Origin of the sequence: Segatella copri, from assembly GCF_026015625.1 — a bacterium.
In the GTDB taxonomy this organism is placed as follows: domain Bacteria; phylum Bacteroidota; class Bacteroidia; order Bacteroidales; family Bacteroidaceae; genus Prevotella; species Prevotella copri_H.
Genome location: NZ_JAPDVG010000001.1, coordinates 2,842,501 through 2,865,841, shown reverse-complemented (window position 1 = coordinate 2,865,841; position 23,341 = coordinate 2,842,501). Strand labels below are relative to the sequence as shown.

Genomic DNA, 23,341 nt, shown 5'->3' with positions numbered 1-23,341 from the left:
AACTTGTGAACTTTTAATATTATTTTGTAAATCAGGTATTTAAATGTGTCTTTTTTTGACGCCTGGCGAAAGACTTTCTTTTAAATAAACAATTCATCCATCGTAATCTGTTTCTGTACGATGTCGCTATGTTTGTTCTGCTTCAATCCGAAAGAAGTAATCAATGTGAGGAGAAGCGATTTGGATGTTTTCGTCTCTTCTGTGAAGATACGCAGTTTCTCCAGCAACTTCTCCTCATATTCCTTGCTGATTTCGAATTCGCTCTTGTAGAATTTCATCTCACAGATATTGATGGTTTCATCTTTCCGGTCTATCAGCAAATCAATTTGAGTTCCCTTTTCTGTATTGCTGCTTCGCCATGAGCAAACCAAGGTCTGTACTCCCGAAATTCCCAGGGCGTGCTTGATTTTGTCTATATGGTTTAGACAAAGCATCTCGAAAGACAAGCCAGCCCAAGTATGGTATAGCTGACTGTTTTGGGAGGATGACCAGAAACTGGAATCCTGATACTTGTTGTGCTTGATGAAACGGAAGTAGAAGAGTGTATAGAAATCTACTAACTGGAATAAGGTATTTCGCTTTTGGCGAATGTCGGAAGTCATCTTATTGGCTGTACTGAATGGTTCATACAGACGGATGAATCCGCATTGTTCCAATTCTTCCAGTACTGTAGAGAAGGCTCCGTTATCTTTTCCTCCCGATGCCTTGACCAGTTCCTGTCGGGTCATACCCATTCCTTTGGTAGCAAGGGCAGTAACTACGGCGATATGGTCGGCTGATTTCTTAAACAAAGCTCTGTATAAGTCGTTGAACTCATCTTTCAGTTCTGCATTGTCTGCGAAAAACAGCTGGTCGATGTTCTGTGCCAGACTTTTCGATTTATCCATCATTGACAGATAATAAGGTATTCCTCCCATAACCATATAGCATTCTGCTATCTGTTTTCGGCTGTAGCCGAAGTGGTAAGCCTTGAAGTATTCTTCACATTCGTGCAGGGTGAATGGTTTTACAATCAGATGATGGGTCAGTCGGTTATGCAAGCCACCACGGTTGCGAATCAGGTTATTGATCATCCAGGAGGTGGCGGATCCGCAAACGATGAGTTTGATGTCGTTGCGCAGTACAGCCCAGCTGTTCCAGAAGTTTTCCAGTGCTGGTATGAATCCCGATTTGGCGGTATCCATCCATGGCAATTCATCGATGAATATTACTTTCTTACCTTCCGGAAGTGTTTCTATGTATTGTGATAGGGCATAGAATGCCAGCAGCCAGCTCTTGAATGTCTGCAGAGTGGTGGAGTGGGTATATTTTTGCAGGGCAATGCTGAAGTTGACAAGCTGTTCGCCTTTGGCAACTCCATTCATTCCTGTCATGAAGAAGGCAAAATGGTCCTCTACGGCTTTTCTGATGAGAAAAGTCTTGCCTACACGTCGTCTTCCATAGACGGCGATAAACTCTGATCTATTGGAGTTTATATATTCATTGAGCAGTTTGAGTTCTGCTTCTCTTCCTATCAGTCTCTGTTCCATATCTTTCGTTATTTTCTGCGCAAAGATAATGCAAGCGAGCGCAATGAAAGCTTGCTTTCAAATTGCCGAGTGCAGCTTATCTTCTGCAAAGATATAAAAAAATACCCATTAGCGCAAATTATTCGCGGATAATCTGCGCTAATGGTGTGAAAAAAGTATGTTAGCGCAGATTATCTGCGTATTTTGGTCTTTTTCATTTAATGCAGAACCATCGGAAGGGGGGATAAACATGGGCTACCGTTTCTCCAGTTAGTCCGCTTTGATTTGTTAGATGGCTGATACAAAATACACTTTTAAGGACGACTTTTAGTGCTATTTGAAGTAAAAAATGTATCTTCGCATTCAGAAACATCAAATAATCAGATAGTTATGAAGAGGTTACTTCATTAAAATTGATTTATTATTGTAGCCATAGCCGATAATCTTGACATCTACTTTTGAATGGATTAAAGTTGGTGAACCTTGTATCTTGTATTGGAAGTAGATTGTATCTATTTTCTCTGTTGTGGCTATTTTGAGAGTTTTAACTTGATTGAATATTTCCATTGTTATCTTTTTGAATTTTTTATTGTCGCAAATAACCACTCTTTTTTTTACAATATATCCTCGTTGGTCTGTCTTGTACTCAATAGCAACGTATGCCTCCAAATTATTTTTTTGAAACTCAATAGGATATTTACATTTTCTTTTCAATTCGTTTATAAACAACTCTTTATTTCTATAGTCAGGATTACCTGTGCTTACTTGGCATACATCAAATAGTTGCGGAGATGTTCCCACAAGAGACACATTAGTATTGGAGTTGCATGAACCAAATACTACCAAAACTGTCAATAATATAATACCCACTAATTCCTTCATCTTTATTCTATATGATTTTATCTATGACTCCACTTTAAAAAGTGGATTAAATTTGACCATTGTAGAACAATACCTTGTTTCGGCTTTGCATTGCCCTCGTCCAATCTGCGAAACACCTCGTCTATGCGCTTATTGGTTGCTTCAATGTGCTTATCGGTATCTTGTTGATGTTGCAGGATTTCCAACTGATGATATTCCATCGTTTTCAAACGACTAAAAACAGAAGCATTGTTTACCATAAAGTGACGCATGGAAACAAATGCTCGCATGATCTGAATATTAACCTCAATAGCTGTTTGTGAACGAAGAACGCTACTAAGCATTGCCACGCCTTGCTCTGTAAAAGCATAAGTTGAATAGCGGTTGCCGCCTCTTCCATTTGAGATCACAATTTGTGACCTCAAACGTGTTGTTACTTATTATTGCATTCAAAGGTAGTGCTTTTAGCCTTTTAGCCACTATTGCACAACCTCTTTTTTTTGAAAAGAACGTAAAATTAATTGTTTTATTGCTGTGATTGTACTTTTATTAACTAAAGTTTCCCACCCCAAAATAATAGGGTAAAAATAACAGTTTCTCGATAAAAAGTTGTATCTTTGTAATCGCTAAAGAACAAAATTGAAGAAGTTCCTCCAAGGGTAGAATATTCTCTCACACCAATAGCCAAGGACTTCTTGCGAGAAATCAGCTACGTCATAGAATGGGGACAGTTACATTTTGAGCAGATAGTGAAGGGCAGAAAATAGTTATATACATTTATATTCTTTAACTAAACTTTGTGCAGTCATCAATCCTTTGAAGTATCTATATCAAAATAGATAGTACGAAACAATTCGCTCATGGCTTCAAATATAACAACATTAGTAGAAAAAGCAAAACAAGGTGACGCTGACGCTTTCAGCACATTATACCAAATGTATTATCCTAAGATGAAAGGGATATGCATCAATATTCTTAGAGAGGACAAAGCTGTCGTTGACGACCTTGTCCAAGATGCTTTTATACTTGCGTTTGTTTCATTAAAAGACTTGAAGAATACTCATAGGTTTAGTCAATGGCTTACAAGTATCACCACTAACCTTGTATTGAAATATCAGGAGCAAGGTAAGAGATACGATTTCATTTCCTTGTCTGATGTAGAGGAAGAATTTAGTTTCGTATTGGAAGATGGCAACACTTCCAAACAATCAATTCCGTATGAGGAAATTATGTCTGCAATAGACAGTTTGCCTGAAGGGTATAAGAAAATATTCAACATGTCTGTTTTGGATGGCTTGTCCCATCAAGAAATCAGCGAATTACTTAATATTGCTTCACATAGTTCTTCCTCGCAATTATCAAGGGCAAAGGCAATGTTGCGAAACATATTGTCCCCAAGAGCTATGCTTATCATCGTATTGGCGTTGATAGTCATCCCTGTATATAGATATTTTACTGAAAAGAAGAAACTCGTTTCTGAAAATGATGTGAATATAGTTCGAACTCGAAAGCCTAATGAAGACATTACGCCTATACAAAAGAAGCCTAATGTTTCTGTTAGTAGAATACAAAACGCTATTTTGTGCTCTAATTATCGAAGTGTTCAACAGGGAAAGAACACTGTAATAACTGTTGGTGATTCGATTAAGGCAAGTCAAAATGTAATAGTCGAAATATCCGATTCTTTGCAGGATAACCAACATATTTGGGCTGATAACAAGCGAGATAGTATCATCACAAAAGATACTGTATATACACCTATTCCAAACGAGGAAAGATGGATTGCGGATGATACAAAGACGCACAAGAAAAGTAAATGGCAATTGCTCGCAGCTGGTTCTTTGGGTACTACTCTTGCGCAAAATGTTTGTAAGATTATAACAAGTAGCGGTGATGATATTACGAGTGAACAACCTTCAAAAAAGATTTTTACTACATGGGAAGAGTATTCTAAATATCTACATCGCTTAACACCAACTGACCCAACGGCGGAAAATGTTGCAATGATGGATATTGCCGATAATAACAAGGGCAAAATTGAAGAGGTAGAACATCATGACAAACCTATAATATTAGGATTGGCTGTGAACAAGAGCATAGGAAAGCATTGGAGTTTAGAAACAGGACTCCAATACTCTTACTTGAAGTCATATTTTACTTTGGGTACTGGCAATTACCGTGTTGGTAAGGAACAAAAGTTGCATTACATCGGTATCCCTGTCAAGCTCTCGTACCAATTCATGGCGTACAAGAAACTGTCGGCTTACGGTTCTGCAGGAGCAAGCATTCAGATACCATTGTCTGGAAAGACATATGCAGACTATGTAGTAGGAGGAAAGTCTGGCTATACAACGGATTGGAAGACAACACCTTCTATACAGTGGACTGTAAACACTAATATCGGAATACAATATCAATTTGCACCAAAGTTGACATTGTTTGTTGAGCCAACGCTGAATTGGTACATTCCGAATGGAAGCGAAGTCAAGAATACTTGGACAGAACGTCCATTTACATTGACTGTGCCTTTCGGTATTAGGCTCTCTTGGTAAGAAAGTATCATTTTGCATGCAGTCTTTATGAATGATCTGTATCTATATATACAGAAAAGTCAAAAAATAAGATACATGCAAAAAAGACATACAGACAGAAAGATGTATTTCCGTGACTTGGAGATAACATCTAAGGAGTTTTACATCAGCTACTTGTCAGATTTTACGGAACTGACATCAAAGAGTAGAATCTTGGAGGTAGGCTGTGGTGAAGGAGGAAACTTAGTTCCCTTTGCACAGTTGGGCTGCAAAGTGACAGGTATAGATATTGCTGAATGCAGAATTAAAGATGCCAAAGCATACTTTTCCGAAATCAGCAATCATGCTACATTTGTATGCTGTGATTTCATGCAATATCCTGTTCCATGTAATGAAGAGGATAAATATGACGTAATACTATTACATGATGTGATAGAACACGTTCCGACAAAAGAGCCATTTCTTGCACACCTAAGAAAGTTTATGAAAACAAAAGGCGTGCTGTTTGTCGGATTCCCCGCATGGCAAATGCCTTTTGGAGGACATCAACAGATTTGCAGAAGCAAACTTTGCTCACATCTGCCATTCATTCACTTGCTGCCAAACCATTTATACAAGTTGTTGCTGAAAACATGCAATGAAGAGAAAGGAACTATGAATGAACTTATGAGCATAAAAGAATGCCGAACAAGTATAGAGTTGTTTGAAAGACTCATACATCAATGTGGCTTCTCGGTAACAGATCAAAAACTTTGGTTCATCAATCCTCATTACAAGCAGAAGTTCCACCTTACCCCACGACTCTTGCCACATTGGGTCTGGAAGATGAAGTATATCAGAAATTTCTTCACCACTTCATGCTGGTATATATTGTCCATAAGCCATAAATAGAACTTACGTTCTTTAGGCAACCATTAAATCTATGAAACAATAAATAAGATATACTTAACCATTTCGGAAAAGCAGACTCCAAAAAACAGTATTGGAATCTGTTTTCAGTCTTGCTTTAATCTGAAGTCTATTCAGTTCCCTCCATCATTGAGAACAATTGGTAATCATGCATTCCAGTCTTGCTCAAATCTTGAGAGTATCAGTCTCCCAGGCTTAACCACCATCGCAGAGAGCACTTTCGATGGTTGTAGCAAACTACAGGAAGTAAGAGTACCTAGCACATTGGAGCGTATCGGTGACATGGCTTTCAACAATTGCAACAATTTGAACAACGTATATACTTATACCGTTCTCCCTATCAACATCGACCAGAATACGTTTACCAATTTCAAGGCTACTACCCTTTGGGTGCCATTTGGGATTATATTCTGTACTATTTTACATCATTTCCTTCTTAAACCAAAGCTCGAACACGCAGTCGGCAATGAAGATGCCATCCTTCTCCAAGGTGATCAATTCCTTGTCGATGAGGGCTTTCTTGATGCGGTCGATGAAGTTGTTTCCGGCAACCGACATACCATATACGAATGCCTTTTCCATTGTTTTTTTGCTTGATTACGGATGCAAAGATAAGCAATAAAATGAAAGTTCACAAGGTTGTGGACCACAAACTTGTGAACTTTTAATATTATTTTGTAAATCAGGTATTTAAATGACGTTTTTATGCATAAAACAAGCCTGAATCAGAGGCTTTTCTTATCAAACACACCATTCATCGTGATGCAGAGATGCTGGAACTTGCTGAGGAGTTTGTCTGACCATTTCGTCATGTTGTAAAGGTCCTTGATTTCCTTAAACTTCTTTTCCTCCCATTGCGGATAATCTATCTCTGAGAAATAACGGCGGTAGTCGCGCAGATTGTCGCCCGAGAAATGGAGATAATCGTCGATGTCGCCAAACCATTCGGGAGTCATCATCTGGGTGGCAAAGGCTTCGAAGTTCTGGTTGTCCTGAAGCATGCAGTTGTGATTCAATACACACCATACGCAGAACCAATGGTTCTTGCGGGTAACAAATTTCAACATATTGGCTATCTGAGCCTTCAGATTCTGCATGTCGATGTATTTGCCGTCTTTTACTTTGTAGAAAACCTCGTTGGGAAGGGTTTCCGGAATGCCTTCGGGATGTTCCAAATCGTAGATTTCCTGCTCGATGATGTGCCATTTTACGGTGGCTGATACCAGCTTGAGATATTCCTGTGCTGTAAAATTGACGTGGGCAAGCTGGGCGCCCAGCAGTTGGGTATCTCTTATATATTTCATAAAGTCGAGGCGCAGATTTTCCGGTACCTCGTCTTTTAGCGTTTTTCTTACTTCCAGCAATTGACTGACGGAGAGCTGCTTTCCGTTGTTATCATATTCCAGGGTTGTAAAGTATCGGTCTATGTCGCTGATGCCCTGTGGTTCTTCCTGATATTCCTGTAGCGACATTTCGAAGAGGCGGGTGGTCTGCTCTTCGCTCATGGCGAGGTTGGTGAAATGGCTCAGCTGGCGGAAGTGGAGCATCAGATAGCATGCCATGCTGTATAGCTGGAAGAGATTCCAGAGTCGCTCTACGGGTTTTACGCCGGGGATATGAGTGGGTTTTACCTGGCGTAACAGTTCTTTCTGGAGTTTGGTTACTTCGTTTACATCGATAGTACTTCCTTTGCCCAGTTCATCGGTTTCGAAAAATTCGTTGAGTTTCGGCAGGATGCGGGTCATATCCAGCGGCGCCACTTTCATCCGTTTTCCTTCTATCTGTTTTCCCTTTTTCATGTCTTCCATGATATGCGCCATCAGGGGTGTAAACTTCTGCATTACGATGATGCTGATGCTTACTTCGTGGGTTTCGTTCTGCTCCTTTCGCTGTTTCGCTATGTCGTTGTGCTGCAGTACCATATCTTTCTCTGCCATATAGCAGAGCCGGGTGGCTTTGGTGCAGAGCGAACGGATATCGAAGGTCAGTTCCTGCGGGCTGTAATCTTCCCATGCATCTACCAGAATGCTGAGCATTCGGCAGAAGTTGTCGAGCTGTCGGTCGAAGACTTCGTAGCTGAATTCTATTTCATCTTTATCTTCATTCATTGTCAGTCTGTTTTAAGAAAATAAGTTTCGCCACAAAGGTAAGATTTATTTTCGGATTATGCAAGGATATGCGCTTGTTTTTCCTCTTTTTTCCCCATACTTTTCCCCGTAGCCCCCTTGTTTCTTCCCTGATTTCAGAAAAGTAGCGGGAAGGTGGCGGGGAAAATTTGGAATCGGTGAAGGGAAGTATTAACTTTGCAATCGAAAACGAAAGAGCGGCGAAATGCTGAGCCATGAATGAGCTGAAACTCTTCACTCTTCACCTGAAGCCCGGAAATGCCTATAAACAGAGGGGGGGTCGAGGGGTGAAGAGATAGAGACAACTCTTCACCCACTCTTCACCACTCTTCACCTTATTATATATAAGGGCTAAAAGAATGAATATTATAAATCTTAAAAATTTAATTATGAAGGAAAATTTAAAAACCTTATCGTCATCAGATAAGATGACAAACGAAATTTCTGCACTCTCTCTTGTTGAGAGTTTTCTCGATGAGTATTATCTCTTCCGTAGAAATGTGCTAAGTGGTAAAACCGAGTATTTCACTCTCTCAAAGAATGAGGACGAAACTGAGGAGCCCGTAGAAGAGGAACCGGAAACCGGCGGGGAAGAGGAGGAATCTTCTGACTCAACCTGGAAGGTGCTGACTCCGGAGGCTTTCAATTCTATCGTCCGTCACGCCAAGCGGTTGGGTGTGGGAGGCAAGAAGTCGCCCCGACAGGATATTGAGGAGTTCGTACGTTCTGAAGAGGTTCCGGAGTTTGACCCTATCAGGGAGTATCTTGAGAACCTGCCGGAATGGGATGGTAAGAACCATGTGGCTGAACTCTTTGGCAGAATTCCGGGGCTTACAAGTGAACAGTTGGGATGGTGCGCCACCTGGCTCCGTTCAGCTGTCGCCCACTGGTTGCAGATGGATATGTTTCATGGCAACGAAACCACTCCTGTGCTTATCGGCAAGCAGGGTTGCGGCAAGAGTACCTTTGCCTATCGCCTGCTGCCGGATCATCTGCGCCAGTATTTCCTCGACCACATCAACTTTGCCAATAAGTTTGACTCCGAGATGGCGCTCACTCATAATCTCTATGTCAACATAGATGAGTTTGCGAATATGGGACCATCGCAGCAGGGCAAGCTGAAGCAGATGCTTTCGAAGGTGAAGGTGAACGGGCGCCCTATCTTCGGCAAGTGTCAGGATGACCGTCCGCGCTACGCTTCCTTCCTGGCAACTACCAATGATGAGCATCCGCTCTGCGACCCTACGGGTAGTCGCCGCTTCGTCTGTCTGCACATTCCGGCAGGTGAATATATCGACAACGGTTCACCCATCATTTATGACCAGCTCTATGCACAAGTTATGTATGAGCTTTGCCATAAGAAGACGCCTTACTGGTTTACCAATGCCGAGGTGGATCGCATCCAGAAGTGCAATCTTCCATTCTTCAAGGTAGATGATTTTGAGTCGATGCTGAAGAGCTGCTTCCGTGTTCCCGAGGATAATGAAATGGGCGAATGGCTCATCTGTTCGGATGTTTTCGAGGTTCTGCACGAAAGATTTCCGATGCTGATCAGTAATCTGAGTACCAAGATTCGCATAGGCCAGTCGCTCAAACTCCTGGGTTGCAAGATGAAGCATACCAAGAAGGGTCAGGCCTATCTGCTTGTAAGAATCTGAAAGTATAGCTAAGCGGCAGGCGGGTGAAGAGTGGTGAAGAGTGGGTGAAGAGTGAGAAATAACTCTTCACCCCTCGAATCCCCTCTGTTTATCGGTGTTTCCGAGGGTTAGGTGAAGAGTGAAGAGTTTTTCGCAGTTCCTTTCTTAAAATTCTTTCTCAGGCTTTTCAGATAGCTGTCTGACTAGAACAGCCCACTGTTCTCATAGCGGCTAGTTGGCTGTCTGTGGTTCGCCAGTTTCCTGTTTGCCGATAACAGCCCCTCAATCTTTCGAAGAAAAAAATATTTATCCAACTTAAAAAATAAAGAACATGAACAATATTTCAATCCATTCCATTGATACGGTATGTCTCAAGGAGGCGTGCCCGGTACATCACCTTTGTGCTCGTTTTGAGCGTTATCAGAAGTTGCGTAAGTCGGAGAAGGTATTCAGTATTCTGAACCCGGACCATATAGCCTGCAGCGAGCAGGGCTGCGCCTATCGGCTTCAGAAGAAGATCATACGCATGGCACGCGGATTCCGCCGCATGTTCGGTACGATACCTTCTGCCAATACGCCTCATTTCTGGCACTTTTCGCCCTATATCAGCGAAAGCACCTATTGCAAGGCGAAGCGCGGCGCCATCCTCATCGCACCCGATATGCAGCAGAAATTACTGCGTCTCTTCGAGCAGAATGGGGCCGATATCAGCATCGGTTTTGATGAATATGTTGAGCAGGAGGGCTATGAAGAAGTAGATACCGCAAACTGTAAAAAAATATAATTTTTGCCATCTTTTAGCGGTAATGAAACAGATTTTTATTATTTTTGTTTCCTGAATTTTACAACTAAACAATAAGAAATAGATTATGCGTGTTATTATCGAAAAAGATTATGAGAAGCTGTCAAAGTGGGCAGCTGATCATGTAATTGAAACAATTAACAGATTTCAACCAACTGCTGAACGTCCTTTTGTTCTGGGTTTGCCAACCGGTTCTTCACCTCAGGGCATGTATGCCAACCTGGTAAAGGCGGTAAAAGAAGGCAAGGTTTCGTTCAAGCATGTCATCACCTTCAATATGGATGAATATGTAGGTTTGCCGGAATCTCATCCTGAGAGCTATCACTCTTTCATGGCTGCCAATCTCTTCAATCATATCGACTGTCCTAAGGAGAATATTCATATTCTGAACGGTAATGCCGAGAACCTGGAAGAGGAGTGCCGTCATTATGAGCAGATGATAGAAGAAGCGGGTGGCATCGACCTCTTTATCGGTGGTATCGGTCCTGATGGCCATATCGCTTTCAACGAGCCATTCTCTTCTCTAACCTCCCGCACACGAGTAAAGACGCTCACTACAGATACAAAGATTGCCAACTCCCGTTTCTTCGACAATGATCCTGAGAAGGTACCTAGTCTGGCTCTGACCGTAGGTGTGGGTACCGTGATGGCTGCCCGAGAGGTAATGATTCTCTGCAACGGTCATAACAAGGCCCGCGCCCTGCAGGCTGCCATCGAAGGCCCTGTTACCCAGGCTTGGACCATCAGCGCTCTGCAGCAGCACCAGCATGGCATCATCGTTTGTGATGAGATTGCCTGCGATGAACTGAAGGTGGGTACTTACCGCTACTTCAAGGATATCGAGAAAGATAACATCTAAGTTATCTGATGCCTATAAAAAAGAATAAGGATGATGACTATTCGTCATCATCCTTATTTTCTGCTATTACCTGAGGACCGCGAACCTTGTCCTTGAGTCCCAGACCTTTCTTGATTTCAATATTTACTCCATCGCTCAAACCGGTAGTTACCTGTTTGCGCTCATAAGTCTTCTTCTCGCCGCTACCTTTTATGATATATACAAAGGTAGAATCGCCGCTAAACTCAATGGCACTCTCCGGAACGGTGAGTACATGGGTAGCCTTGGCCAGTACAATCTCGGCATTGGCGCTGTAGCCTGAACGGATCTTGCCTCCCTTGGTAGAACGGATGGCTGCCTTTACCTCAAACTGGTTGGCACCATTGTTTTCTACAGCCTTAGGAGAGATATATTCCAGGTTAGCCTCGAAGTTGAGGTTCTGCAAGGCTCCGATGGTAATCTTCATCGGCATTCCTGTAACGAGACTTCCCACTTCGGTTTCATCTATATTGCCACGGAAGATGAGGTCGTTCATGTTGGCTACACTGGCGATGGTAGTACCATCGTTGAAAGTGTTGGCAAGAATCACCGAGTTACCCACCTTGACCGGAATATCGAGGATAATGCCCGAGATGGTAGAACGGATGAGGGTGGAAGAGGCGCTGGCATTGCTCTTGCTTACACCATCACGCACCACTTGGAGAGCATCTTCGGCAGCGGTAACCTCCTCGCGTGCCTGTTTCATCGCCTGCTTTACCTTATCAAACTCATCGGCGCTGACCAGCTGTTTCTTGAAGAGCTGTTCTTCGCGACCATAATCCACCTGTGCCTGTTTCAGGTTGATTTCAGCAAGGCGCACGCGTGCTTGAGCCGAACTGAGCTGTCCCATATCCGGAATCACCTTTACCTTGGCGATAACCTCGCCCGCCTGAACATAATCACCCGCTTCTTTGCAAATCTCGGTGATGATACCGCTAATCTGAGGTTTTACGCTCACCTCGTTGCGAGGCTCAATCTTGCCCGTGATGACGGTAGTTTTCAAAACATCAGCCATCTTAGGAGTAAACTCAGTATACTCCACAGGCTTAGGCTGCGATTTCTCATAAAGGAACACGAAGGTTCCGATGAAGATCAAGGCGACAATCGCCGCAACAATCAACTTTGAATACTTTTTCATATCTTTTATATCTTATTTTTCTTTTATTCGTCTCTCATTGCATCTACCGGTTTGATGCTCATCGCTCGCCATGCAGGGGCGAGTCCGGCTAGGCCGCCGAGAATGCAGATGAGGATGGCTGAAGAGATGGCCGTCCAGAAATCTACCTGGAAGTGGGCGGTAAGAATGCCATCCGTGGTACTTCCTACTTCCAGCATCTGCAGGATGGCAACGCCGAAGAGGATGCCGCTCATGCCGGCTACCAGGGTGAGGAGAATACTCTCGGAGATGATTTGCGAGAGAATCATCTTAGGCGTGGCTCCGATGGCTCGGCGGATGCCTATCTCGGTGGTTCGCTCCTTTACCGTTACCATCATGATATTGGAAACTCCGATGGCGCCGGCGAGAAGGGTGCCGATACCCACCAGCCAGATGAGGAAGTTGACGCCCTTGAACAGGTTGTCGAGCATCTGGAAGAGAACTTCGGTATTGAACACCATAATGCCCTTTTCGTCCGTAGGGTCTATGCTGTGGGCTCTTGCCACGGTTTCTCTCATCCGCTGGGCAATGCTGCTCATCACTACGCCCGGTTTGCCGGTGGTGGCGATGATGTCAACCGCCTTACCCCGGTTATAAGCGCTGCGCAAAACCGATTGGGGCAGGGTGATGGTTTCATCGGCACGACCGCCGAAGTTCACGCCGTTTCCCGAGCGGTAATCTACGCCTATCACCATATAATAGGTAGAATCTACTCTTACGCTCTTGCCGCACGGATCACCGCCGCCAGGAAAGAGATTCTTGTAAATCTGTTTGCCGATGACGCAAACCTTGCGCTGCTGGCGCACATCCATCTCGTTGATGTATCTGCCGTAAAACATCTGTGGCGCAGAAACTTGGGCGTAGTCAGGATTTACGCCCTGGGTGCTACCGCTGAATTTTTTGTCGCCAAACACCACCGACTTGTTGCCGCCGAAGAGCAGCGGGGTAATGACATCGAGTTCGGGCACCTGGTGGCGCAATCTGTCCAGGTCTTTCTCTTCCATCTGCCAGGAGCGCCCCTTGTTAAATCCCTTGTAGGGTTTGGTGGTGTTCTGCGCCCAGATGATAGCGGTGTTGGTGGCAAAGCCTGTGAAGTTGTTTTGCAGCATCTCCTTCAGTCCCTGTCCGCCACCCATCAGGGCGATGAGCATAAACACGCCCCAGAACACGCCGAAGCCCGTAAGCAGACTGCGGCTCTTGTTCCTCGTGATGGTGTCGAGAATCTCTTTATATGTATCTAAATCTAATCGCATAATAATAATTTATAGTTTATTCCGCTCTCAGCGCCTCTATCGGTCGGATTCTTGCAGCCTTGATGGCTGGGATGAGTCCGGCGATGGTGCCTGCGATGACGATGGTGATGGTGGCTCCGATGCAGGTGCCGAGGCCCACCGTAGGGTTCACAAACATGGCGGCTTTAAACAGTCCGGTATCTACGGTGGTGTGTCCGATGGTTGCATCCATGATTTCGTTTGCCGCCACGCCGCATACCATTCCGATGTAGCCGAAGAACGAGGTGATGATGATGCTCTCGGTAATGATGAGCTTCAGTATCGACCAAGGTTTGGCGCCGATGGCTTTTCTTACACCAAACTCTCGGGTTCGCTCCTTCACGGTGATGAGCATGATGTTGCTTACGCCCACGATTCCGCTCAGCAGGGTGAACAGACCCACAATCCAGAGGGCCGTCTGCATGATGGCGATTCCCTGGTTCATCTGGATATTGTCCATGTATCGGTTCCAGAGCCAGATGGTTCGCTCGTCATCAGGTGCTGCCTGATGGTTGTTGTTGATGCTGGCGCGGTAGTTCTTTTCAAACTGCTTATTGTCCTCCTTGGTCTTCAGGTTCTTGATGGTAAACTCCAGACTTCCCGCATCATCGCCCTTGGCGTAGATGGTCTTTATGGTGGAGTAGGCGATGAAGGCTTCGGTATTATTGCGCGATTCATCATCCTTGTAGATTCCCACCACCTGGAAGTTGAGGTTGCTGATCTTTACGTTCTTGCCCACCAGCGAACGGTAGTCTTTGCTGAGTTCCTTGGCCTGGCTTCGGCTCAGCACCACATTCTTGCGCTGCTCCTTCATATCGATTTCGTTGATGAATCGTCCGGCTATCAGCTCCGTCTTGTCGATTTTGGGATGCGTAGGAGCCACACCCACCAATGACTGGCTTGCCACATAATTATCGCCATAGTTGATGTTCACGTTATATTGTTCCAATCTTCCGCCCACATCATCTACATACTGGCCGTAGGTCTTGTTGCTGATGAGGATGTCCCTGTCGTTGAGCGTGATGCTTCTGCCTTCCTTCAGTCCCTTGTAAGCCTTGGAGGTTTCGCGCGGGAATACTCGCATGGAGTTGGCAAGGAATCGGGTGCTTTGCTGCAACTGGGCATTAATCAGTCCGTTGCCGGCGCCCAGCAGGAATATCAGCATGAAGATTCCCCAGGCAACGGCAAATCCCGTAAGCGAAGTGCGGAGCTTGTTGCGCTTCGACGTGCTCCATATTTCTTTGATTAATTCTCTCATTCTCTTCTTATTTAACGTAGTCTTTCGATACGAGATGATGGTCTCTGTTGTCTTCGATGCTTCCGATGAGTCCGTCCTTGATATGGATAACCTTATCGGTCTCGTTGGCTACACCGCTTTCGTGGGTTACCACCACGATAGTCATTCCCTCTTTCTGGTGCAGTTCCTTCAGCAGGTCCATCACTTCCACGCTCGTTTTGGAGTCGAGGGCTCCGGTAGGCTCATCGGCAAGGATGATTTCGGGTTTGGTGATGAGGGCACGGGCGATGGCTACACGCTGCTTCTGTCCTCCCGACATCTCGTTAGGATAATGGTTGGCCCATTGCTTCAAGCCCAGTTTTTCGAGATATTCCATCGCCAGTTCGTGGCGCTTCTTGCGGCTCACGCCCTGGTAGAAGAGTGGAAGTTCCACGTTTTCCACTGCCGTCTTGAACGAGATGAGGTTGAACGACTGGAAGATGAAGCCGATCATCTTGTTGCGGTATTCGGCTGCACGGGTTTCCGAGAGGTCTTTGATGAGCACATCATTGAGTCGGTATTCGCCCGTATCGTAGTTGTCGAGAATACCCAGTATATTTAATAAGGTGGATTTTCCCGAGCCGGAAGCACCCATGATGCTGACGAACTCGCCACGTTCGATGTCGAGGTCGATTCCCTTCAGCACATGGAGTGGCTGAGCACCCTGATAGGTCTTGTTGACGTCTTTTAGATGAATTAATGACATATTACTTTCGTTTTATGGATATCAATTTAAACCATTAGACGCTTGCAACTTTCAGAAAGTTGCAAGCGTAACTCTTTTTTAAAAACGTTATTACATACACCTTATTATATATAAGGCAAAGACAGAAGCTATAAATATATATTTGAGGATGAATAGTGTCATCATATCCTTATCTTTTTGAGATTCTTCTCCAACTCTTCCTTCACTTCATCGATGGAGATGTCGAGAAGCTGCATTTGTCGGGCGAGTTCCGGGAGTCTTTCTTTCATAAACTCCTTTTTGCGGGTCTTCTTAATCTGCTTCTTGGCTCCAGCGGAAACAAAGTAGCCTAGGCCTCGCTTGTTGTAGATAATCTCGTCGGTGGCAAGCAGGTCGTATGCCTTCACGGCTGTGTTGGCATTTACCTCCAGCAGCACGGCGTATTCCCTGACGCTCGGTATTCGTTCGTCTTCCTTGTACTTGCCCGCCAGAATCTCATCGCTCAATCGCTCGGCTATCTGTACGTATATTGCTTTATCATTACTGAAATTCATAATCTTTAATGTTTTAGTGTACTACTTCAATAGAACACTGTAAAGATATGCTTTTCTCCAATAAGTTCCAAACTTTTGGGCAATTATTTTCTTACTTTAACGTAATGTTAACATTATCACCTTATTATAAAAAGCAAAGAGGGTGTGGCATAAGTATCTAGGATATAGATAAGGCACGGATTACACGGATTTATGGCGCTAATGTAAGTAAAGCGATTATCATCTCATAAAAAATCCGTGTAATCCGTGCCTAAAACTGTAAAGGACAAACTTTATGACATTCCTATTCTTGAGTCGTTTAGATATATTTCATGAGAATATCCCAAACTGCAATGATGTGGCAGATACTACCAGCCAAAACGAAGAAATGGAACACGGAATGCATGTATTTCTTCTTGTTGATGCTGTAGAATACGGCGCCCGTAATGTAGCAGACGCCTTCGGCAATAATCCACCAGACTGTGGCGGTGGATACGGAGTCTATCAAAGGTTTAAAGGCAACCAGTACCGACAATCCCATGCCTACAAAGCAGATGGTCTCCAGGTTGCTGTGATCCTTGAGTCTGGCAAAACTCATGATGGTTCCGGCAATGGCGCAAGCCCAGATAAAGATAAAGAGGCTCCATCCCCAATATCCCTGGTCTCGCATCGCAATGAGCGTGATTGGCGAGTAAGAACCGGCAATATGCCAGTAGATGGCGGCATGGTCCCATTTGCGCAGTCGCTCCTTCCATTTGCTCCAGGCAGAAACTGCATGGTAAACCGTTGAGGCGATGTAAGACATCAGCATACCGAACAGATAGAGGATAACTCCCGCCGTAGCCCATCCGTTATGCATCGTAAAGCACCAATATAAGAAGATGGCTCCCACGACAAAGCCCATCAGGATACCTCCTGCATGCGACCATGAGTTCCAAAGTTCTTCTTTATGACTGAAATGTATCTTTAGTTTCATATCTCTATATATCTTTTCGTTACACATTCTGCTGATTTTGAGAAATAGGGCATTCAAGCCACTATACCTAAATCGTTATCAGCTATAACATTGCAAAGATACTAAGAATTTCTTAAAGTGGACTATCTTTTAGGAATTCTTTCGATTTCTAAAGTGTTTTCTTTGCTTTATTTGCTGATTGTTTGTCCTTTTCTGCTTTCTTCGAAAAATAAATCAAAAAAGTATTGGAGTGTATTGGATTTTTTTATAATTTTGCGATGTGAAAATGAGAAATCATCTCTCACAAAATTGAAACTATAAAAGCAACTAATAATTTAGAAAGGTAATATGAAGTTAAAATCAATTGCACTTATATTTATGACTGTCGCACTTCCGGCGATGGCAGAAAAAGTATCTGTAAATACAAAGGGTATGTCGCTCATTCTCGATGTTGAGAATGGAAAGCCTGCCCAGTATCTCTATTTCGGTACTAAGTTGAATCCTAACGATTTGCAGAATCTGAAGGTCGCTACTGATGGCCGTATGGATGCTTATCCGGCTTACGGACTGAATACTCCAGCTGAAGCGGCGCTTGCCATGCGTCATAGTGATGGCAATCTTTCAACTGCACTCGTGGCTACGGGCTGTGATGTGAAGAACGAAGGAAAAGCTTCTGTTACGACCGTTCATCTGAAAGATCCTGTATATAATATAAAGGTAGATTTGAAGTATCGTGCATACAATGATGTTGATATGATTGAGGCGTGGACCGAGATTCTGAATGGTGAAAAGGGTACTGTTACCCTGACTACCTTTGCATCGGCTATGCTTCCTATCCGTCGCGGAGATGTTTGGATGAGTCATCTTTCCGGTACTTGGGCTGCTGAGGGGCAGTTGAGTCATGAAAAACTGCAGCCAGGAGAATTTGTAATCCGAAACAATGATGGTACCCGCAATTCGCATACCGATCATGCAGAAGTCATGTTCTCGCTCGATGGTAAAGGACAGGAAAATGCGGGTAATGTTATTGGTGCAGCCTTGGTTTATAGCGGTAACTATAAGCTGAAGACGGTTACCGATGATACCGAATATCATTATTTCTTTGCCGGTATTAATGAACAGAACTCTGAATATCATCTTAAGAAAGGTGAGACTTTCAAAACTCCTGCACTCGCTTTGACCTATTCAACACAGGGTTTGAGCGGTGCAAGTAGAAACTTCCATAAATGGGGACGCAAATATATCTTGGCACATGGAGATAAGGAGCGTGATATCTTGCTCAACTCTTGGGAAGGTGTTTATTTCGATATCAACCAAAAGGGAATGGACCAGATGATGGCTGATATCCATAGTATGGGTGGTGAACTCTTCGTAATGGATGATGGATGGTTCGGAACCAAATATCCTCGTGTTACTGATAACTGTGCACTCGGTGACTGGGTGGTTGATACCAAGAAACTTCCTAATGGCATTGAAGGCTTGCTGAGCGATGCCAGGAAAAACCAGGTAAAGTTTGGTACCTGGATCGAACCGGAAATGACCAATACTACCAGTATGCTCTATGAGAAGCATCCTGATTGGGTAATCAAGGCTCCTAAGCGAGATGCTGTTCTGGGCCGTGGCGGTACCCAGCTGGTGCTCGATCTCTCAAATCCAAAAGTACAAGACTTTGTTTTCGGTGTAGTAGACAATTTACTTACTAAATATCCAGATATAGCCTACATTAAGTGGGATGCCAATATGCCTATTATGAATCATGGCAGCCAATACTTGTCTGCAGCTGAACAGAGTCATCTCTACATTGCTTATCATCAGGGATTTGCGAAGGTTATCGACCGTATTCGTGCTAAGTATAAGGATGTGGTGATTCAATGTTGCGCAAGTGGCGGTGGCCGTGCCAATTGGGGCATGCTCCGTGGTTTTGATGAGTTTTGGGTAAGTGATAATACGGATGCCATGCAGCGTATTTATATGCAGTATGGAACCAGCTATTTCTTCCCGGCCATCGCCATGGCAAGTCATATCTCTGCTGTGCCAAACCATACCGTATTCCGCACTACTTCTTTGAAGTATCGTATTGATGTGGCTATGAGCGGACGACTTGGAATGGAAATTCAGCCAAAGAATATGACGGATGAGGAGAAGGCTCTCTGCCGAAAGGCTATCTCTGAATACAAAGAGATCCGTCCTGTTGTTCAGTTTGGCGACCTTTATCGTTTGGTTTCTCCGTACGATAATCAGGGCTTGTCTTCTATTATGTATGTTAGTGAAGCAAAAGACAAGGCTGTCTTCTATTGGTGGAAATTGGCAAACTTCTATAATGTTCATTTGCCAAGAGTTAAGATGGCTGGTCTGGATGAGAATAAGATGTATAAGGTAAAAGAACTTGATGTAATTGATAACAAGCCTCTTGATTGTGAGGGAAAATCTTACTCTGGTAAGTATCTTATGGAACATGGCTTGGAAATGCCGTATGTTCATGAGGTAGGCTGGGGTAAGAAGAACGACTGGTCGTCTCGTGTTCTCTATTTGGAGGCAGAATAGTTTTCTGGTACCATTATGTATATGCGCATGCTTGTGTGCCCACACGCAGATATGAGCGCGTGTATGTATATAATAAAGTGTTTGGTATCAAAATAAGTGCAAAATAAGATGGAAGTGTTAAAATACTGTTAATTCCTAAACTTTTTCTTGGAAATATTTGGCGGTTTCGGAAAATGTTTGTACTTTTGCACTCGCTTTTGAGAAATACAACTTCTCTGAGTTACTAAAGAAAGAGTTCTTTGAAAGATTTTACATAAACAGACAAGTAGTACAAGAAGCGGTTTTGGATTACACCTTATATTATATAGGGAGTATAAAGAAACTGGGTAAAAGAAACGAACCGTCAAGTAATTGACAAGTCAGGTTTACTAAGCTTCAATAAACGAAAAGGATATTCGTCCTAAGTACAGACAACAAACACCGATTGCTTCAGCAATGAGGCAAGAAGTAAAAATGATATTTTACAATGGAGAGTTTGATCCTGGCTCAGGATGAACGCTAGCTACAGGCTTAACACATGCAAGTCGAGGGGAAACGACATCGAAAGCTTGCTTTTGATGGGCGTCGACCGGCGCACGGGTGAGTAACGCGTATCCAACCTGCCCATCACTTGGGGATAACCTTGCGAAAGTAAGACTAATACCCAATGACGTCTCTAGAAGACATCTGAAAGAGATTAAAGATTTATCGGTGATGGATGGGGATGCGTCTGATTAGCTTGTTGGCGGGGTAACGGCCCACCAAGGCGACGATCAGTAGGGGTTCTGAGAGGAAGGTCCCCCACATTGGAACTGAGACACGGTCCAAACTCCTACGGGAGGCAGCAGTGAGGAATATTGGTCAATGGACGAGAGTCTGAACCAGCCAAGTAGCGTGCAGGATGACGGCCCTATGGGTTGTAAACTGCTTTTATAAGGGAATAAAGTGAGTCTCGTGAGACTTTTTGCATGTACCTTATGAATAAGGACCGGCTAATTCCGTGCCAGCAGCCGCGGTAATACGGAAGGTCCGGGCGTTATCCGGATTTATTGGGTTTAAAGGGAGCGTAGGCCGGAGATTAAGCGTGTTGTGAAATGTAGACGCTCAACGTCTGAACTGCAGCGCGAACTGGTTTCCTTGAGTACGCACAAAGTGGGCGGAATTCGTGGTGTAGCGGTGAAATGCTTAGATATCACGAAGAACTCCGATTGCGAAGGCAGCTCACTGGAGCGCAACTGACGCTGAAGCTCGAAAGTGCGGGTATCGAACAGGATTAGATACCCTGGTAGTCCGCACGGTAAACGATGGATGCCCGCTGTTGGTCTGAACAGGTCAGCGGCCAAGCGAAAGCATTAAGCATCCCACCTGGGGAGTACGCCGGCAACGGTGAAACTCAAAGGAATTGACGGGGGCCCGCACAAGCGGAGGAACATGTGGTTTAATTCGATGATACGCGAGGAACCTTACCCGGGCTTGAATTGCAGAGGAAGGATTTGGAGACAATGACGCCCTTCGGGGCCTCTGTGAAGGTGCTGCATGGTTGTCGTCAGCTCGTGCCGTGAGGTGTCGGCTTAAGTGCCATAACGAGCGCAACCCCTCTCCTTAGTTGCCATCAGGTCAAGCTGGGCACTCTGGGGACACTGCCACCGTAAGGTGTGAGGAAGGTGGGGATGACGTCAAATCAGCACGGCCCTTACGTCCGGGGCTACACACGTGTTACAATGGCAGGTACAGAGAGACGGTCCCTTGCAAAATGGATCAAATCCTTAAAGCCTGTCTCAGTTCGGACTGGGGTCTGCAACCCGACCCCACGAAGCTGGATTCGCTAGTAATCGCGCATCAGCCATGGCGCGGTGAATACGTTCCCGGGCCTTGTACACACCGCCCGTCAAGCCATGAAAGCCGGGGGCGCCTAAAGTCCGTGACCGTAAGGAGCGGCCTAGGGCGAAACTGGTAATTGGGGCTAAGTCGTAACAAGGTAGCCGTACCGGAAGGTGCGGCTGGAACACCTCCTTTCTGGAGAGACGAATTTCCTATAGAAGATTTGGAAACATGACTTAAAAGTTCGCTTCTCTTCTTGTACGCACCATCTGTTTAATTAAATAAGAGATAGAGAATGTTCGGCAGAGATGCTACTCTTTACCAACACAGTCCTATAGCTCAGTTGGTTAGAGCGCCACACTGATAATGTGGAGGTCGGCAGTTCAAATCTGCCTGGGACTACTTCTTTACTTCTCGATTTGGGGGATTAGCTCAGTTGGCTAGAGCACCTGCTTTGCAAGCAGGGGGTCAACGGTTCGAATCCGTTATTCTCCACCATGCCTTTTAAGGCAAGAAGATCTTTGACATATTGACACAAGCAAAACTGTAAGTAATGAACTTTAGTTCAGACTAAAGTGAATCAAATCGCAAGATGAGATTTCACAAGTTAGAATACAGCTGAAAGTATGAGCTACTTATTCGCTGTCAGTTCAACTGATAGCAAATACAGTCGTAAAGAAAGTAAGAAAGGGCGTATGGCGGATGCCTAGGCTCACGGAGGCGATGAAGGACGTGATAAGCTGCGATAAGCTTCGGGTAGGTGCAAATAACCCTTGATCCGAAGATTTCCGAATGGGACAACCTAGCCGTCTGAAGGACGGTTACTCTTACCAATGTAAGAGAGCTAACGCAGGGAACTGAAACATCTTAGTACCTGTAGGAAGAGAAAATAAATAATGATTCCCCCAGTAGTGGCGAGCGAACGGGGAACAGCCCAAACCAGTGGCGTCGCAAGGCGTGGCTGGGGTTGTAGGACCGCGACATTGTACTGAAATGGTGAGTGGAAGTATCTGGAAAGTTACATCACAGAAGGTGATAATCCTGTACATGAAGCCAGATCAGGCATAGCGGTATCCTGAGTAACGCGGGACACGAGGAATCCTGCGCGAATCTGCCGGGACCATCCGGTAAGGCTAAATACTCCCGTGAGACCGATAGCGAACGAGTACTGTGAAGGAAAGGTGAAAAGAACCCCGAGCAGGGGAGTGAAATAGTTCCTGAAACCATACGCCTACAAGCGGTCGGAGCATCGCAAGATGTGACGGCGTGCCTTTTGCATAATGATCCTACGAGTTACCGTCACTGGCGAGGTTGAGTGTCATGAGACACGTAGCCGCAGTGAAAGCGAGCCTGAATAGGGCGCACAGTCAGTGGGGGTAGACGCGAAACCAAGTGATCTACACTTGGCCAGGATGAAGTCCCGGTAACACGGGATGGAGGTCCGCACCAATAAGCGTTGAAAAGCTTCTGGATGAGCCGAGTGTAGGAGTGAAAGGCCAATCAAACTTGGAGATAGCTCGTACTCCCCGAAAGGCATTTAGGTGCCGCGTCGGATGGTCACCGTGAGAGGTAGAGCGACCGATAGGACAAGAGGGCTTCACCGCCTATCGAGTCCTGACGAACTCCGAATGCTCACGGTCTGCAGTCCGGCAGTAAGGGGGCGGGTGCTAAGGTCCGTCCCCGAGAGGAGAAGAATCCAGACCGCCGTCTAAGGTCCCGGAGTTCTGCCTGAGTTAGTCTAACGAAGTCTGGTCCCTATGACAGCTAGGATGTTGGCTTGGAAGCAGCCATTCATTCAAAGAGTGCGTAACAGCTCACTAGTCGAGGGTCCGGGCATGGATAATAATCGGGTATAAGGCAGACACCGAAG

17 protein-coding genes, 2 tRNA genes, 2 rRNA genes and 2 pseudogenes (1 of these 23 cut by a window edge) are annotated in these 23,341 nt (G+C 44.8%); 12 read left to right on the top strand and 11 right to left on the bottom strand.

The annotated features are described in order from the left end of the window. Positions 1-80: 80 nt before the first annotated feature. The 3 genes and pseudogenes from ONT19_RS11970 to ONT19_RS16350 form a co-directional block, all read right to left on the bottom strand. Positions 81-1,529, bottom strand: a complete 1,449-nt coding sequence (locus ONT19_RS11970; protein WP_117695635.1) for an AAA family ATPase — start codon at positions 1,527-1,529, stop codon at positions 81-83. A gap of 378 nt (positions 1,530-1,907) precedes the next feature. Continuing rightward, positions 1,908-2,390 (bottom strand): energy transducer TonB, encoded by a 483-nt coding sequence (locus ONT19_RS11965; protein WP_117695636.1) that lies wholly within the window; start codon positions 2,388-2,390, stop codon positions 1,908-1,910. A 244-nt stretch (positions 2,391-2,634) separates the two neighbouring features. After that, positions 2,635-2,794: pseudogene (locus ONT19_RS16350) on the bottom strand (ORF6N domain-containing protein); the annotation flags it as partial. Positions 2,795-3,007: 213 nt separating this feature from the next. Here ONT19_RS16350 and ONT19_RS16345 point away from each other — a divergent pair. The 4 genes and pseudogenes from ONT19_RS16345 to ONT19_RS16340 all read left to right on the top strand — a co-directional run. Continuing rightward, a complete protein-coding gene (locus tag ONT19_RS16345; RefSeq protein ID WP_118065469.1) occupies positions 3,008-3,136 on the top strand; it encodes a winged helix-turn-helix transcriptional regulator in 129 nt (42 codons plus the stop codon). Positions 3,137-3,229: 93 nt separating this feature from the next. Continuing rightward, positions 3,230-4,921 carry a sigma-70 family RNA polymerase sigma factor gene (locus ONT19_RS11955; protein ID WP_264952050.1) on the top strand — a complete coding sequence of 564 codons (1,692 nt, stop codon included), beginning with the start codon at positions 3,230-3,232 and terminating at the stop codon, positions 4,919-4,921. A gap of 75 nt (positions 4,922-4,996) precedes the next feature. Further along, complete coding sequence (locus tag ONT19_RS11950) at positions 4,997-5,791, top strand: class I SAM-dependent methyltransferase (protein ID WP_181993619.1); 795 nt, start codon at positions 4,997-4,999, stop codon at positions 5,789-5,791. 27 nt (positions 5,792-5,818) lie between these two features. Further along, a pseudogene (locus tag ONT19_RS16340) lies at positions 5,819-6,190 on the top strand (leucine-rich repeat domain-containing protein); the annotation flags it as partial. A gap of 39 nt (positions 6,191-6,229) precedes the next feature. Here ONT19_RS16340 and ONT19_RS11945 read toward each other — a convergent pair. Further along, positions 6,230-6,391 (bottom strand): hypothetical protein, encoded by a 162-nt coding sequence (locus ONT19_RS11945; protein ID WP_181993618.1) that lies wholly within the window; start codon positions 6,389-6,391, stop codon positions 6,230-6,232. A gap of 143 nt (positions 6,392-6,534) precedes the next feature. Next, positions 6,535-7,917: a hypothetical protein gene (locus tag ONT19_RS11940; protein ID WP_264952049.1), complete on the bottom strand. Its 1,383-nt coding sequence runs from the start codon at positions 7,915-7,917 to the stop codon at positions 6,535-6,537. A 407-nt stretch (positions 7,918-8,324) separates the two neighbouring features. Between ONT19_RS11940 and ONT19_RS11935 the strand changes: the two genes are divergently transcribed. The 3 genes from ONT19_RS11935 to nagB all read left to right on the top strand — a co-directional run bounded on the left by ONT19_RS11935 (position 8,325) and on the right by nagB (position 11,233). Beyond that, complete coding sequence (locus ONT19_RS11935; protein ID WP_264952048.1) at positions 8,325-9,593, top strand: VapE domain-containing protein; 1,269 nt, start codon at positions 8,325-8,327, stop codon at positions 9,591-9,593. Positions 9,594-9,903: 310 nt separating this feature from the next. Then, positions 9,904-10,356 carry a DUF6078 family protein gene (locus tag ONT19_RS11930; RefSeq protein WP_006848211.1) on the top strand — a complete coding sequence of 151 codons (453 nt, stop codon included), beginning with the start codon at positions 9,904-9,906 and terminating at the stop codon, positions 10,354-10,356. A gap of 85 nt (positions 10,357-10,441) precedes the next feature. Beyond that, a complete protein-coding gene (gene nagB / locus ONT19_RS11925) occupies positions 10,442-11,233 on the top strand; it encodes a glucosamine-6-phosphate deaminase (RefSeq protein WP_118201349.1) in 792 nt (263 codons plus the stop codon). 37 nt (positions 11,234-11,270) lie between these two features. Here nagB and ONT19_RS11920 read toward each other — a convergent pair whose 3' ends face one another. The 6 genes from ONT19_RS11920 to trhA all read right to left on the bottom strand — a co-directional run bounded on the left by ONT19_RS11920 (position 11,271) and on the right by trhA (position 17,148). Then, complete coding sequence (locus ONT19_RS11920) at positions 11,271-12,389, bottom strand: efflux RND transporter periplasmic adaptor subunit (RefSeq protein ID WP_118065457.1); 1,119 nt, start codon at positions 12,387-12,389, stop codon at positions 11,271-11,273. A 23-nt stretch (positions 12,390-12,412) separates the two neighbouring features. Beyond that, positions 12,413-13,660: an ABC transporter permease gene (locus ONT19_RS11915; RefSeq protein ID WP_118081811.1), complete on the bottom strand. Its 1,248-nt coding sequence runs from the start codon at positions 13,658-13,660 to the stop codon at positions 12,413-12,415. Between the two features lie 16 nt (positions 13,661-13,676). Beyond that, a complete protein-coding gene (locus ONT19_RS11910; RefSeq protein ID WP_264952047.1) occupies positions 13,677-14,936 on the bottom strand; it encodes an ABC transporter permease in 1,260 nt (419 codons plus the stop codon). Positions 14,937-14,943: 7 nt separating this feature from the next. Then, positions 14,944-15,660, bottom strand: a complete 717-nt coding sequence (locus ONT19_RS11905; RefSeq protein ID WP_006848206.1) for an ABC transporter ATP-binding protein — start codon at positions 15,658-15,660, stop codon at positions 14,944-14,946. A 161-nt stretch (positions 15,661-15,821) separates the two neighbouring features. After that, complete coding sequence (locus ONT19_RS11900) at positions 15,822-16,193, bottom strand: GntR family transcriptional regulator (RefSeq protein ID WP_118190491.1); 372 nt, start codon at positions 16,191-16,193, stop codon at positions 15,822-15,824. Between the two features lie 298 nt (positions 16,194-16,491). Continuing rightward, positions 16,492-17,148, bottom strand: a complete 657-nt coding sequence (gene trhA, locus ONT19_RS11895) for a PAQR family membrane homeostasis protein TrhA (RefSeq protein ID WP_117695654.1) — start codon at positions 17,146-17,148, stop codon at positions 16,492-16,494. Positions 17,149-17,475: 327 nt separating this feature from the next. Between trhA and ONT19_RS11890 the strand changes: the two genes are divergently transcribed. The 5 genes from ONT19_RS11890 to ONT19_RS11870 form a co-directional block, all read left to right on the top strand. Continuing rightward, entirely contained in the window at positions 17,476-19,671 is a 2,196-nt protein-coding gene (locus tag ONT19_RS11890) for an alpha-galactosidase (RefSeq protein WP_264952046.1), read from the top strand. A 463-nt stretch (positions 19,672-20,134) separates the two neighbouring features. After that, positions 20,135-21,666: ribosomal RNA gene (locus ONT19_RS11885) — 16S ribosomal RNA — on the top strand. 133 nt (positions 21,667-21,799) lie between these two features. After that, a tRNA-Ile gene (locus ONT19_RS11880) sits at positions 21,800-21,873 on the top strand. A 19-nt stretch (positions 21,874-21,892) separates the two neighbouring features. After that, positions 21,893-21,969: transfer RNA gene (locus ONT19_RS11875), tRNA-Ala, on the top strand. A gap of 177 nt (positions 21,970-22,146) precedes the next feature. Next, positions 22,147-23,341 (top strand): 23S ribosomal RNA (locus tag ONT19_RS11870) (it continues 1,701 nt past the right edge of the window). Together the 16S and 23S rRNA genes with 2 tRNA genes alongside form the textbook arrangement of a ribosomal RNA operon.